The following is a 13,492-nucleotide window of genomic DNA, read 5'->3' as shown; positions in this document are numbered from 1 at the left end:
CCCTGGCCATAACCCGCAGCGGGACACTGACGCCTGGATCAAGTCAATGTGCCCTCGCGGGTAGGAGTGTTCGCTAGAAAAACAAGAGCCGGGCGGCCTTGTTGGCTCGCCCGGCTCGGTGTTGATCAGGCCCTACGGTGTGGGTCGACTACCACGGGCAGTTGACAACCTCGACGGTGCGCGTCAGGGGCGTGGCGCTGTTGCCGCCGCTGTCCGTCAGCGTGTAGTTCACCGTGTACACACCCTCGACCCAGCCGTTGGGGAAGCCCGTCCAGTGGACCTCGGGGGTGATGTCGCCGTAGCAGGTGTCGAAGGCCGTCCAACCCGGATCCACCCACTGCGTGCCGCACTGGTGGACCATGTGCGTGGGGCCCTTGAGCGCCAGCGTCGGCGCGTGGGTGTCGTTCACCGTCACGTTGCGGATGGCGCTCACCGTCTGGCCCATGGCGTCCCAGGCGATGTACTGCACGTAGTAGAGGCCCTCGGCGCAGGTGGCCGGGCCCGGGCCGTACGAGTCGTGGCCGGAGTTGTAGTAGTGCACGGTGATGGGCGCGCAGGTGGAGTCGAAGGCCTCGGCGCCCGGATCCGTCCAGGTCGTCTCACCGCACTCGAGCGTCATGTCCAGCGAGCCGGCCGGCACCAGCGAGGGCTGGCCCGAGGCGTTCGGCGTGCAGCTGGCGGAGCTGAAGTTGCTCAGCGAGGTGGCCGTGAGGTTCTGGCTGCCGCACACCTGGCTGTTCACGCACGCCAGCGCCGGGTGGCTGCACGAGCCGTCCGAGTTGCACACGTCCGAGGTGCAGGTGTCGCCGTCGTCGCAGTCCGAGGAGGTGGCGCAGGCGGTCTCCACCACCTGCCCGTTGAGCACCACCGCCGCGCTCTGCAGGTGGTTCTCGGTGCAGCAGTCATCCACCTGGGTGATGACCACGCGGTTGTTCTCACCGGACTTCACGAACGCCGCCAGGTTGGCCGTGCCCGCGCCGCCCAGGTACACGTAGCTGCCCGGGATGATGAGGCCCTCGGGGTGCGCGGAGTTGTAGATCGACACGCGCGAGCCATCGTCCATGCCGTTGAAGGTGATGGTGAACGTCGTCACCGCCACGTTCTGCGGCACGTTCACGAAGGTTTGGAAGTAGGTGAAGTCGCCGTAGGCCAGACAGGTATTGGGGGCCTGACACACACGCGAGGGATAGACGGAAAATCCGATCGTCTCCCCGTTCGGCGCGGCCACCCAGTCCGGATCCGAAGCGGCCGGCACGCTGGCCACGTCGTACTCGCAGTTCTGTCCGTGCTGCGTCGGCGAGCACTTGAACTTCACCAGGCCCAACGGGTTCGAGGCCGTCACCTCGTTGCCGTTGTGCATCTGCCATGGAGTGCGGCTCTGCGCGGCCGCTGGAAGAGCGGCCAATGCGACGACAGCCCCGACTACGCCACCAAGCACCTTCTTGATCATGAGCAAACTCCCGAGCAGGCCTGCAGGCCGGTGGCTTCTGCGCTGGTTGGGCACAACTTCAGCGGCAAAAGTGAAGATGACTGTAAGGGAACAGTGAAGTGGATCTCAAGGGCCTTTCCGGGGAATCCGCTTTTTCCAATTCCTGAGAGGATGGGGCCGCTCGGGAGCGCTTTCAGTCGTGTTTTTGGTGCGCCTGGGGCTTACATGCGCCTACGGAGACGGAGTCAGGCCTGCACCATGCTTCACGAGGGAGACGCGCGAGTAGGCCATGGAGAAGCCCAGGCGCGCGGCGTTGCGCTCCGTGGGGATGCCCGGCCCCGAGATGATGACGGCGAGCTGGCTGCCCCGCTCCAGGCCTCGCTCGAGCCTCGCGACGATGAGCGCCTGCTGGATTCCGCGCCCGCGCCAGGCCGGCTTGACCGAGGTGCCGAACAGGGCGGTGACGCCGCCGCTGGACTCGCAGCCTCCCGCGCCGACGACTTCGCGGCCGATGCGCGCCACGAACGCGTCCTGCACGGGGCGCTGCACGGCCTTGATCCCGATCTCGAGGAACTCTTTCGGGAGCAGCTCTCCCTCCGCGAGGAACCCGCTCTCGGAGACCTCGACGTACTCGTGGACGGCGGCGGTGTCCCGTGGATCGACTCGCTCGACGGTGACGCCCTGGGGCCAGCCGAAGGGGAGACCCGCTCGGAGTGGGGTGTCCGGGGAGAGCTCGCGGGCCAGGACGTTGCCGAACCGCTGGAGCACGAAGCCACGGCGATCGAGCCCTTCGAGCAGCGCTGCCGGGACGAAGGGGCTGAGTTCGATCCGCGGCTCGACGCCGCGTGAGCTGAAGAATGTGACGATCTCATCCAGCTCGGGCTCGGAGATGGGCCGGCCGAGTCCGAACCCGCAGGCCTTGTTCACGTAGGAGCCTCGGCCACCGAAGGCGAGCCAGCCTTCGGCGAGAGGCTGTGCCTCCAAGGCCAGCTCGGCGGCGGCGGCGGCCTGTTTGTGCTCAACGAGACGGGCGATCTCGAGGAAGCTCCTGGCGTGCATGGCGATCCTCGTAGGGCGGGCGAGTCGAGGTCAGGCAGCGGACAGCTGGAGGTGCCCAGGAGGCGCTGCCTCCGCGAGGACCTCGGCGGTCAGGTTAACGTCGCGGCGGCCCGGGGCGCAGCTTCATTCCTGCGAACCCGAGGAGGACCCCGATGCGCGGTGGCGGCATGAAGCAGGTGTTTGGAGGGCTCGACCTGGGCGGGACGAAGATTCAGGCCGTGCTGTTGGATGAGGAGGGCAACGTGGTGGGCCAGGCCCGCCGCGTCACTCCCCAGAAGGGCGGCCCCCCAGCCATCGTCGAGGAGCTGTTCGCCACGCTCCAGGAGGCGGCACGGCCGCTGAAGCTGGAACTCGCGTCGCTCGCGGGCGTGGGCGTGGGCGCCCCAGGAGCGGTGGATCCCGCGGCGGGCGTGCTGTTGCAGGCGGGAAATCTGCCCGGGTGGGATGGCCCGTTTCCGCTGGCCGAGGCGCTCTCGAAGCGGGTGAAGGTGCCGGTGTTCCTGGGCAATGACGTGCAGGTGGCGGTGGGGGCCGAGGCTCGGCTGGGCTCCGGGCGCACCTATCGCTCGCTGCTCGGCGTGTGGTGGGGGACGGGCGTGGGCGGCGGAATCATCCTCGAGGGCCGGCGGTGGACGGGGCGGGGCGCGGCTGGGGAGATCGGCCACATCGTCGTGCGCCGCGGTGGAGCGCGGTGCTCGTGCGGCCGGCGGGGCTGCATGGAGGCGTATGCGGGGCGAGCGGCGATGGAGCGTCGCGCCCGCAGGGCGGTGGAGCGCGGCGAGAAGACGAAGCTGTTCGAGCTGATGGAGGCGCACGGCAAGGATCGGCTCACCAGCGGCATCTGGCTCCGGGCGCTGAAGCAGGAGGACGGCCTGGCGGAGCGGCTGATCGCGCGCGCCCTCCGGATGCTGGGGGCGGGGATCGCCTCCGCGGTGAACCTGTTGGACGTGGAGGCCGTGATCATCGGCGGCGGATTGGGCACGCGGCTGGGCGAGCGGTACGTGGAGCGCATCTCCCAGGCCATGCACCCGCACCTCTTCGTGTCGCAGCGGCCTCCGGACGTGCGGCTCTCGGGCCTGGGCGAGCTGTCGGGGGCCATCGGCGCGGCGCTGCTGGCGGAGCCCGCGGAGGCCCCCATTGCCTCGCGGCACCCCACCCGTGGGCGCACTCAGCTGTGAGTCTCTTCCATGGGCAGCTCCAGGGTGAAGGTGGAGCCCTGCCCGGGACCGGGGCTGGAGCAGGTGAGCCGCCCCTTCATCTCCATGGCGGCCAGGGCGCTGATGTGCAGGCCGAAGCCATGGCCGTGCTTCTTCGTGGTGAACCCCTGGGCGAACATGCGCGGAAGGTTCTCCGGAGTGATGCCCAGGCCGTTGTCGCTCACCTGGATGCGCAGGGAGCCGGCTTCGGGATCCATGTGGATGGAGATGCGCAGGCGCTTGTCCTGGGTCTCGCTGGCGACGAGCGCGTCGCGGGCGTTGCTCAGCAGGTTGACGAGGATCTGCAGCAGCCTGTGGCGGTCGACGAGCATCGTGGGCACGTTGGCATAGTCGCGCTCGAGGTGGATGCCCATCCGCTCGAAGGAGGCGGCGTGCAGGCGCAGGGCCTCGTCGATGAGCTGAGGCACGGGTACCTCCTCCACGGCTCCGGCGATCCGCGCGTGCTTCTGCTGCATGCTGACGATGGACTTGATGTGGTCCACGCTGCGGCGCAGCGAGAGCATCTCCTGGAGCAGGGTGTCGTGCTCTGCCTGGAGCTGGCTGAAGAGGGCGATGAGGTAGCCCGGCAGCTTCTGGCCCTGAGGATCCTCGGAGAGGAATTGGCCCAGGTGGTCCGCGTGCTCCTGGATCAGGGCGTTCGCCTTGCCCAGCCCGGAGAGGCGGGACTGGCGCAGCCGGTCGATGACGAGCGTGGTGGACACGTTGACGCTGGTGAGGGTGTTGCCCACGTTGTGGAGCACGCCCGTGGCAATCTCGGCCATGCCCGCCTGGCGCGACACGTCCACGAGCGTGCGGTGCAGCTCTCCCAGCCGGGCCTCCGCCTGCTTGCGCGCGGTGATGTCCCGGGCGAAGAGCGTCATGCCGGTGATGCGGCCGCCAGCGCCCCGGGTGGGGTTGACGCTGATGTCGAAGGTGCGCGGGCCCCCCTGTCCCTCGTAGACCTCCTCGTAGCGCTGACGCTCCCCCTGCAGGGCCAGGGCCAGTCGGGGCATCCAGAGGGCTCGCACCGCGGGATTCGACTCGGGGAAGAGCAGCTGGCCCACGGTGAGCTCGTAGCCCGTGTCGCGGAGGGTGCCCCCCCTGATCGCGCTGTTGAACGCGAGCAGGCGCCCCTCGGTGTCGAGCGAGGCCACGAGATCGTCGGTGCTGTCGATGAGGCTGCTGAGCTTGTCCTCGTGGTCGCGCATGTCCGACAGCGTCTGCTCCAGCGTCACCTGGGCCTCTCGCTGGGAGGCACTCTGGAGAGAGTCCAGCGCCCAGGCGCCCAGGAAGGAGAGGGTGGAGGCCACGTAGAACGGCCAGAAGAGCCCCCCGAGGGACTCCTGGGGCCCCACGCGGAAGTGCGAGTAGTAGAGGGGGTAGATCAGTCCACTGTTGATGCAGATGATGAGGGTGATGAAGAACCCCCTGCGCGCTCCCAGCAGGTACACGGCGAACGCGGGCAGCAGCATGTGCGCGGCGTGCGTGCCGGCGTAGGGCATGTACCCCGAGGAGAAGACGATGAGCGTGCTGCCGAACGCCATCGTCAGGCACAGGCTGAGGGAGGGCAGCAGGTGGCTCCTGGCGCGGCGCAGCAGCAGCAGGATGCCTGAGTAGCAGAGGGACAGTCCGCCGGTGACGAGGCTGAGCCGCGACAGGGGGAACAGGACCAGGGCCACCAGGTGCAACAGGAGGATGAAGCTGCAGGCGCCGGCCAGCACGCGGTGGCGCGCGAGCTGCGAGGGAGAGGCCTGACGCAGCTCTTTCGAGAGCAGCGAGTCCAGTCGGGCCAGGAGCCAGCGGGCCTGTCCTGAGCGCGGCGGCTGGGAGCCCGGGGCTTCAGCGCGTGACGATATGGATTCGGGAGCCACAGTGCTGGTCATGGAGCCCCTCTTGGGGAAAGGGCGCGATCGTTCTCGGACCATTGTGTCCCGAAGTTGTCGGCTCCTTCCAATGAGCCCTTGGGCCAAGGGCTCACGCCAAAGGCTGGGTTCCGGGTAGGGCGTGTCAGAAGCGGCCCGAGAACACTGCTCCGCCGAGGCCCGCGGACACCCGGAGCGAGACGGCACTTGGAGCGTCGTTCACGCGCTTGTGGAGCAGCAGGGGCACCGCGACCCCAAAGGCTGACCCCAGCACGGCCCCCGTGGCCACATCGGTGAGGTAGTGCTTGTCCGCCGCCATGCGCAGCAGCGGCACGGAGGTGGCCAGCGGCAGCCCCACCGCCCAGATCCAAGCGCGGTGCCGGTACCCGCGCAGCTCGGCCACCGTGCCCGCGGACACCACGAGCGCGAAGGCCAGGTTCGTGTGCCCGCTATAGAAGGAGAGATTGTTGTCGTCTGGATGGGCCGTGAGGGATTTCTGGTCCTCGGGCAGCACGTGGACGAAGGGGCGCTCGCGGCCGGCGATGAACTTCACGGTCTGGTTGAGCACGGATGCCAGCACCGCCGTCTCGATGATGATACCCGCGTCCTGGAAGAAGACGCTCCGAGGCGCTCCGCTCCCCTGAGACAGCGCGTACTGCGCGCCCAGCACGCTCACGGGCAGCAGCCCGAAGTCCACCACGTTGCTCCAGGTGTCCGCGCGCTTGCGCTGGGCCTCCGTGGTGCCGGCCAGCCCTCGCCCCCACCTGTCCAGGCGGTTGAGCGAGTCCGTTCCATCCGCGTTCCGGTCGCACCAGCGGCACTTCTCCGGGGCCAGTTGCTCCTTGAAGAGGCTCTCGCTGCCTATCCAGAGCACCGCGCCCACACCGGTGATGACTCCGTCCCGGGTCCAGTCGAACCGGAGGTTCCGGACGACAGGAGCCCCCTCGGCAGCCGGGAGGGCTTCCGGGGGAACGGGAGATGCAGCGAGCAGGGTGGCGACCGCCAGGACACAGGGGGTGGGCAGCACGGAAGGAAGCATAAGCGGCGGCACCTCGGACGTTCTACACTCCACCCACGGAATGTCTCGTCCCGGCCGCACCCTCCAGGTCTTCCCTGATGCAGCTCGTCGCCAGCAAGTGCTGCGCGCCGCACGGGAAAAGCGCGGCCTCGTGCTGGGAACGGGTTGGCTCACGTGGGACGAATTCGTCAACGCGTTGGGTGGAGCAGGCGAGCTCAATCGACGCCCCTGTTCGGCCCCGACCTCCCGCGTCCTGATCAGCTCGCTGGCGCAGGCTTTGGGAGAGACGCCCTTCGGGGACTTCATCCACGAGCCCGCCTTCGCCCGTGCCGCGCTGGAGCTGGTGCTCGACATGAAGGCCGGGCGGCTCACGCCGCGTGAGTTGCAGGATGCCGCGGAGTCGCTCCCTCCGGACCGGAGAATCCGGGCGCGGCTGCTCGCGCGCCTGTTCGACGCGTATGAGCGCCGCATGGCCGAGCTGGGGCTGGCGGACCGGGAGGATGTGCTGCGGGGCTCTCGCGAGGCGCTCGGGCGTGGGCAGTGGCCGGCGGCCTGGGAGGACGTGGAGTCCATCGTCATTCACGGGGTGTACGACGTGCGCCCCTCGGGCCTGGGGCTCTTGCTGGCGCTGGCCCTGGTGTGTGAGGCCCGGCGGGTGTCGCTGCGGATGGAGACGCCCGTGGGAGGCTCTCCGGTGGCGGATGCGGCGCTGACGGCGCTCTTCCGCGCTTTCGAGAACCGCGGCGACACCGTGGGGCACGTGGACCTGTTCAAGGCGGACCTCACGTTCGAGAACCGCCCGCTGGCCGAGCTGGGCCGGCACCTCTTCTCGCCGCAGGTGAAGCGGGGGGCGCAGGCGGCCACGGTCGCGGGCACGCTGAGGATGTGGAGCGTGGGCACGGCTCAGGATGAGGCCCGGCAGCTGGCTCGGGATGTGCGTCGGCTCGTGTCGGAAGGGGTGGCTCCGGAGCGCATCGCCGTGGCGTGGCGGGAGCCGGGGCCGGAGGCGCGGTGGCTGGCGGGGACGCTCGAGGAGCTGGGCGTGCCGGTGCGCCTGCCGTGGGGCGAGCCGCTCGCGCTCACGGGCCCGGTCCGGCTGGCGTTGGAGCTGCCGTTGCTCGCGGAGGACTCCTTCCCGGCCGCGCGCGTGGCGGAGCTCGTCGCCAGCCGCTATGCGCCCTCGCTGTCTCGCGCGGCTCCGGATGCTCCCGCGACGCTGTTCACTCTGGCCGCCATCCGGGATGATCGGCTCGGGGCTCAGAAGGGGCGCGGCGCGTATGACGTGCGGCTGGAGGCCCTGGCACGGCGGATGGTGTTGGCCCAGGACCCGGACGCCCATGCGGCGCGGGTGCTGCGCGAGCGGTGCATGCGGCTGATGGAGTGGTGTCGCCGCATCCCCGAGTCGGGCAGTGCGTTGGAGTTGCTCGGCGCGTGGTGGCGCGTGGTGCAGCAGCTCGGGTTGCAGGACTCGGAAGGGCCGCTGGAGCCTCGGGAAGAGGGCTCGCTCGGGGGGCATGGGCTGGAGGCTCGGGCTCGGGACGATGCCGCGCGCCAGGCCTTGCGGCTCCGCGTGGGCGAGCTGGAGCGGGCGCTGAAGAAGGTGGGTGGGGGTCCGAAGCTGCCGCGGCGCGTCTTCGGGCGCTGGCTGGCGGATGCGGTGCGGGACACGTACCTGCCCGCCCGTGGGCCGGAGTCGGGCGCCGTGGAGGTGTTGGATGTCCGCGAGCTGCCGGGACGGACGTTCGGTTACCTCTTCCTCGCGGGGATGACGGAGGGCCGCTTCCCGGGCCACGAGGAGCCTCACCCGCTGCTCGGAGATGCGGACCGCGCCGAGCTCAACAAGCGGCTGGGGCGAGAAGCCTTCCGGCTCACGGGCGGCGAGTTCGATGACCGGGCTGCGTGGCGGCTCACGGAGGATCGGCTGCTCTTCGCGAGCGCGCTGGTGGCGGCGGAGAAGCGGGTGAGCCTGTCGTACGCGGTGGCGGGAGTGGGAGGGCAGGAGCAGGTGCCGTCCGCGTTCCTGGAAGAGGTGCGGCGGCTGACGGGCATGACGTGGGAGGCGCGCTCGATGATGGCGGTGCCTCCGCTGGACGACGTGCTCACGGAGGCGGAGCTGCGTCAGCGCGTGGCGCTGGAGACGATGGCCCCTGCGCGGCTGCGTGTCACCGAGCCGGACGTGGCAGCACCGATCCTGCGGCGGCGCTTCGAGGACGAGACCTGGTTCTCCGCCGCGAAGGAGCTGGCGCATGTGGAGTACGAGCGCCTGCACTTCTTCAGCAATCCTTCGTCCCGGGTGGGCCCGTATACAGGCGAGGTGGATGGCCCGGGGCTTCGCGAGGCGCTGAGAGAGACGTTCCGCTTCGACAGCGCGAAGCCGCTGTCGGCCTCGGCGCTGGCGCGCTTCGGGAACTGTGGCTTCCAGGGCTTCCTGGCCTACGGGTTGAAGGTGGCCGAGCCCGAGTCCCCGGGGGAGGAGTTCGACGCGCGTGGGCGCGGGACGTTCTGGCACCGGGTGGTGGAGGATGTCTTCAAGCAGCTCAAGGAGAAGGGGCTGCTGGGCAAGGGGTTGGAGGAGATCCCCGAAGAGTTGCTGACCAAGGCGCTGGAGAAGGCGGTGCGCTACTTCGAGGAGCGCTTCCATGTGGGGCACCCGGTGCTGTGGCAGCTGGCGGCGGAGCGGGCGAAGGCCATGGTGCGGCGCATCCTGGCGGACGAGCGGCGTGGGCTCCCCTTCGATCTCTACATGCCCGAGCAGTTCGAGCTGAAGTTCGGTCCGGACGCGTCTGAGGATCCGTGGCAGGACGTGTCCCTCTTCTCGGGCGACGATGCCATCCACTTCGAGGGGAAGATCGACCGGCTGGACAAGGGCGCGGGGGACGTGGGCGTCATCGACTACAAGTCGGGGCGGCTGGACAAGCGAGCGCTGAAGGAGCGGCTGTTGTCCTCGGACTTCCAGCTGCCGCTCTACCTGTATGCGGCGCGAGCGAGCGGACACCGTGAGGCGCGGAACGCGGCATGGTTTTCGCTGCGCACGGGGACGACGATCAGCCTGACGGAGGTTCTGTCGGAGGCCGAGATCGAGGCGATGCTGTCCACGGATCCGACGGTGCGCGCGAAGCTGGCGGAGGAGGGAGGGCTCAACCTGGCGAACGCGGTGGAGGGGCTGGTGCGCTCCACGCGTGAGGGCCAGTTCGGGATGCGGCCGAAGGACTGTGGCGGGTGTGGCTATCGCGCGGTGTGCCGCATCTCGGAGCGGAGGGTGGTGGAGGAGAGCGCATGACGGCGGTGTCGCCCCTGGCGCTGGAGCGCAACCTCGCGCTCATGGCGGGCGCCGGAGCGGGCAAGACGTACAGCCTGGTGACGATGGTGCTGCACCTGTTCGCGGGCGCTCGGGAGGCGGGCCCGGCGGTGAAGCCCTCGCGGCTGTGCATGCTGACGTTCACGGACAAGGCCGCCGCGGAGATGCGCTCGCGCACCCGGGGGCGCCTGGATGCGTTGGCGCAGGGCGAGGCCCAGGAACCAGAGCTGCGTGCCTCGCTGGAGCGGCTGGGGCGTCCGTTTCCCTCGCAGGATGCATGGCGCGCATTGCGTGAGGATCTGGGGTCGGCCACGGTGGGCACGTTCCACTCGCTCTGCGGGCAGTTGTTGCGCCGTGCTCCTCCGGGGTTGGGCATCGATCCGGCCTTCGAGGTGCTTGATGAGCTGGAGGCGCTTGGGCTGGTGCTGGACGTGTGTGAGCGCGTGGTGCTGGATGCACTGGAAGCAGAGGATGCGCGCGTCCGGGAGCTGTGTCAGGAGCTGACGTTCTCGGGCACGGGGTTCTCCGATGGCCTGGTGGCGTCGCTGCGGCAGGTCTACGGCAAGATGCGCGAGGAGGGCCTGCGTTCGGTGTCCGCGGCGCTCTCGAATCCGGACGAGGCCCGTGCGGAGCTGGAAGTCCTCATCCAGGAAGGATTGCGGCACTGCGCTTCGGCCAGAGAGCTGGACGCCAAAGGCGAGTGGAGCCGCCTGACGTCCATGTGTGAGCGGGCGTTGAAGGGGATGACTCCGGAGAACCTCTTCGAGGCGGAGCATCTCCCATCGCTCAAGGCCGCGTTCCTGGCGGACGGCCGCAACTTCGCGAGGCTGAGCAAGGGGGCGGCAGGTCCCATCCGCTCGCTGTACTGGCTGGTCTTCGGCAAGAGCGACGGCTCGGTGCTGAGGCTGGAGGATGGCTACGCCGCGTGGCGGACCGCTCCCTTCGAGGCCTCCTTCCGCGAGCTGCTCGGTCGTGTGGAGACGCGTCACGAAGCCGAGTTCCTCCGCCGCAACGTCTTCGACTTCACGGCGCTGCTGGTGAAGGCGCGGGATCTGCTGCGTGACCACCCGGCCTTCCGGCGGCAGATCCAGGAGCGCATGGGCGCGCTGCTGGTAGATGAGTTCCAGGACACCAACCGCCTGCAGCTCGAGTTGGTGCTGCTGCTGTCCGAGCGACGCGAAGGTGGCCCCAGGACGGTGGCGCCGGACGACGAACTCCGGGCCGTGCTCCCGCTGGAGCCCGCGTTCCTCTGCGCGGTGGGAGACCGGAAGCAGTCCATCTATGAGTTCCGTGGCGCGGATGTCTCCGTCTTCACGCACCTGGCGAGCAAGATTGAGTCCGAGGGCGGAGTGAAGGACTTCCTCCGGAACAACCGTCGCTCGGTGCCTGCGCTGCTGGACTTCTTCAACCGGGCCTTCGCGGGAGTTCTGGTAGCGAGCAGCCCACCTCGTCCGTACGAGGTGGAGTATGTCCCGGCGGAGGACGACCTCTCACCGGTGCGGCACTCGCTCGCGGTGGAGCCTGCGGTAGAGCGGTTGGCTCTCGGCGAGCCTGAGTCCACTGCGGACGCACGTAATAAGGATGCGGAGGCAGTGGCTCGGCGGCTGAGGGTGATGCTCGCGCCGGGAGCGGCTCCCAGCGTGATGGACGAGGACGGTCAGCGCCTGCGGCCCGTGCGAGGCGGGGAGGTGGCCATCCTCCTGCGAACCTTCACGCACCTCGAGGTGTACCGGCAGGCGCTCATCCGTCATGGAGTCCCCCACCGGGTGCTGCGCGGGCGCGGCTTCTACGGGGCTCAAGAGGTGCTCGATCTGGCCTCGTTGCTCTCGCTGCTCTCGGACTCCGATGATTCGCTGGCGTTGACGGCCGTGCTGCGCTCGCCGCTCGTGGGCCTGTCGGATGCATCGCTCTTCCGGCTGGCCCGCCAGGATGAGAAGCACGGGCTGACGCTGGAGAGCGTGGTGAAGCAGGACCTGGCGGCCGACGAACTTCCGCTGCGGGAACGGGTACGGCTCGAACGTTTCCTCGCGGCGCTGCCTTCGTTGCGGCGTGAGCGGGATCGGCTGGGTGTGCGTGCCTTGCTCCAGGTGGCGCTGGAGGTGACGGGCTATCGCGAGGCCATGGCGGGCTCTCCCTACGCGGAGCAGGCCAGCGCCAACATCGACAAGCTGCTGGCGCTCGCGGGCCGGCGGGACGAGCGCGGCACGGGCGGATGCACGGCCTTCGCTCGGGAGCTGCGGATGCTGGCCGACTCGGATCCCACCGAGGCCCAGGCGGACCTGCTGGACGCCGGAGATCCCCGAGCGGTGCAGATCCTCACCATCCACAGAGCCAAGGGACTCGAGTGGCCCGTGGTGGTGGTACCCGCGCTTGGAGGCAAGCGTCGCCCCACGAGTGCCCGGGCCCACTTCGAGCGCACGCACGGGCTCGCGCTGCGGCCCTGGCTCCCGGACCGGCTGGAGGACTTCCGCTCGCGGCGCTTCGAGCTCGTGAAGGAGGAGCTCAAGGCCCGGGAGTTCGCCGAGTACCGGCGCCTCCTCTATGTGGCGCTCACCCGTGCTCGGGACAGATTGATCCTCTCTGGCTCGGCGGAGCGCGGAGCGTCGGACTCCTGGTGGCACATGCTCGACGAGCGCCTCGGCGAGGATGCGGCGCTCCGGGAGCAGGTCCAGGACGTGGACGTGGACGCGTTCCCTCCGCCAGCGGATCCTCAGCCACCGAGCGAAGAGGAACTGCAGGAAGCGGAGGCGCGCGTGGAGGCCGCCGTGCAGCGCGTGCGAGGTGCGGACGCCCTCCCCGAGCCGGAGGAAGTCGTGGCCTCGGCTGCGGCGCTCCAGGACTTCATGGCGTGTCCGCGGCGCTATCGTTACCTGCACCAGCTCGGGCTGTGCGGCCCTCGGCCGTGGGAGCTGCCATCCCGGACCATGCCGCCGTGGGTGGAGCTCGAGTCCTGGCTGGAGACTCGGAGTCCCGTGCAGCTCGTCCCGTTCCTGCTCCGGGACGTGGACCTGAAGGTGGTCGAGTCCCCAGCACCCGAGCGCCGTGCCCACGTGGAGAAGCTGCTTCGAGGCCTGGGGCGGCTGCCCGATGAAGAAGGCATGGAGGATGCGCTGGGCATGGTGGAGCGCTTCCTGTCGTCCGCGTTCGCCCGGAAGCTGGCCACGAGTCCGGCCTCGAGCCTCCACCGGGCGCTGTCCTTCCTGTTGGACCTGCCCTCGGGAGCAGGGCGAGGTCGGACAACGATCAGTGGCGAGCTGGATCTCTTATGGGAGACGCCCGAGGGTGAGGCCTGGGTGGTGGCCTGGCGGCCGGGGCGACGCCATCCGCTGGGAGTCGCGGCTTCCGCGCACGAATTGGTGGCCCAGGGGCTCGCGGCGAAGCGCCTGGTACGAGAAGGCGCGACCGTTCGGGTAGGCGTTGTCTTCCTGGGTGAGCCCACCCCGGAGCCGGAGTTCCTCACCGTTCCAGGAGGACTGGAAGAGCCCGCCGGGCGGCTGGAAGAGGCCGTGAGGGCTCTGGCGCAAGGGGATTTGCGCAGGGTGTGGCCCGGGCGTGAGAGGGCGACCTGCCAGGCCCTGCAGTGTGGCTTCGCGGAACACTGTCACCCCTCCCCCGGCGCGTGCTAAGGCG

At 69.5% G+C, this 13,492-nt stretch carries 7 protein-coding genes; 3 read left to right on the top strand and 4 right to left on the bottom strand.

The genetic code is table 11. The features are described from left to right. Window positions 1-148: 148 nt before the first annotated feature. Together KY501_RS31590 and KY501_RS31585 are read right to left on the bottom strand one after the other, a co-directional pair. Window positions 149-1,450, bottom strand: a complete 1,302-nt coding sequence (locus KY501_RS31590; protein ID WP_224367352.1) for a DUF5011 domain-containing protein — start codon at window positions 1,448-1,450, stop codon at window positions 149-151. 210 nt (window positions 1,451-1,660) lie between these two features. Further along, window positions 1,661-2,488, bottom strand: a complete 828-nt coding sequence (locus KY501_RS31585) for a GNAT family N-acetyltransferase (protein WP_224367351.1) — start codon at window positions 2,486-2,488, stop codon at window positions 1,661-1,663. 152 nt (window positions 2,489-2,640) lie between these two features. On the opposite strand from KY501_RS31585, the gene KY501_RS31580 reads away from it, so the two are divergent. Then, a complete protein-coding gene (locus KY501_RS31580; protein WP_224367350.1) occupies window positions 2,641-3,666 on the top strand; it encodes an ROK family protein in 1,026 nt (341 codons plus the stop codon). Here KY501_RS31580 and KY501_RS31575 read toward each other — a convergent pair. Beyond that, on the bottom strand, window positions 3,657-5,567 hold the full coding sequence (locus KY501_RS31575; RefSeq protein WP_224367349.1) for an ATP-binding protein: 1,911 nt from the start codon (window positions 5,565-5,567) through the stop codon (window positions 3,657-3,659). The two genes, KY501_RS31580 and KY501_RS31575, sit on opposite strands and share 10 nt — an antisense overlap. Window positions 5,568-5,691: 124 nt before the next feature. Further along, window positions 5,692-6,585, bottom strand: a complete 894-nt coding sequence (locus KY501_RS31570; RefSeq protein ID WP_224367348.1) for a phosphatase PAP2 family protein — start codon at window positions 6,583-6,585, stop codon at window positions 5,692-5,694. Between the two features lie 40 nt (window positions 6,586-6,625). Between KY501_RS31570 and KY501_RS31565 the strand changes: the two genes are divergently transcribed. Together KY501_RS31565 and KY501_RS31560 are read left to right on the top strand one after the other, a co-directional pair. Beyond that, window positions 6,626-9,844: a PD-(D/E)XK nuclease family protein gene (locus tag KY501_RS31565; protein WP_224367347.1), complete on the top strand. Its 3,219-nt coding sequence runs from the start codon at window positions 6,626-6,628 to the stop codon at window positions 9,842-9,844. Beyond that, a complete protein-coding gene (locus KY501_RS31560) occupies window positions 9,841-13,488 on the top strand; it encodes a UvrD-helicase domain-containing protein (RefSeq protein WP_224367346.1) in 3,648 nt (1,215 codons plus the stop codon). Before KY501_RS31565 ends, KY501_RS31560 begins: the two co-directional genes overlap by 4 nt. Window positions 13,489-13,492 lie beyond the last annotated feature (4 nt).

Origin of the sequence: Hyalangium versicolor (genome assembly GCF_020103695.1) — a bacterium.
Taxonomy (GTDB): domain Bacteria; phylum Myxococcota; class Myxococcia; order Myxococcales; family Myxococcaceae; genus Hyalangium; species Hyalangium versicolor.
This window is presented reverse-complemented; position numbering and strand designations above follow the sequence as displayed.